We start from the raw sequence: 434 nt of genomic DNA, 5'->3' as shown, positions 1-434 counted from the left end.
GCGGACCACGAACCTGTCCGCAGCGCCGGCGACGCAGGAGAGGGGAACCCGCCCGAAGATCGGAGCGGCGAGGCTTGCGGCAAGCGTGGCGCTGCCATAGCAAAGCAGGAAGATTGTAAGCTTTCCCGGAAATCGCCGTAGGCCGCAGGCGCGTGAGGCGGCCAGCGCCACGAGATAGGCGATGCCGCCGATCTGCGTCAGCAACGTCAGAATGAGAACGATCACGGCGTGGAAAGCAAAACGGAACACGGAAGGGGCCTTGGGAACGTTGCCATTCCCATAGGCGAGGGGATGGTAGCGCGCAAGGCGGATGGCGGGGACCGCGCGGCTCATTTGCGTGTCCCTTGGAATGCTTTGAATTGACAGGATCAATTACCTGACTAAAGTCAGATAATATGGCTTACGATCCTATCTCTCGTGTCCGTCGCTTCAAC

General features: G+C 60.1%; 1 pseudogene. It reads right to left on the bottom strand.

Annotated elements, in window-relative coordinates:
• A pseudogene (locus AF337_RS11485) lies at positions 1 to 333 on the bottom strand (hypothetical protein); the annotation flags it as partial.
• Positions 334 to 434 lie beyond the last annotated feature (101 nt).

The organism is Rhizobium ecuadorense (assembly GCF_001187535.1).
GTDB lineage: Bacteria > Pseudomonadota > Alphaproteobacteria > Rhizobiales > Rhizobiaceae > Rhizobium > Rhizobium ecuadorense.
The sequence above is the reverse complement of the archived record's forward strand: the minus strand, read 5'-3'. Positions and strand labels throughout refer to the sequence as shown.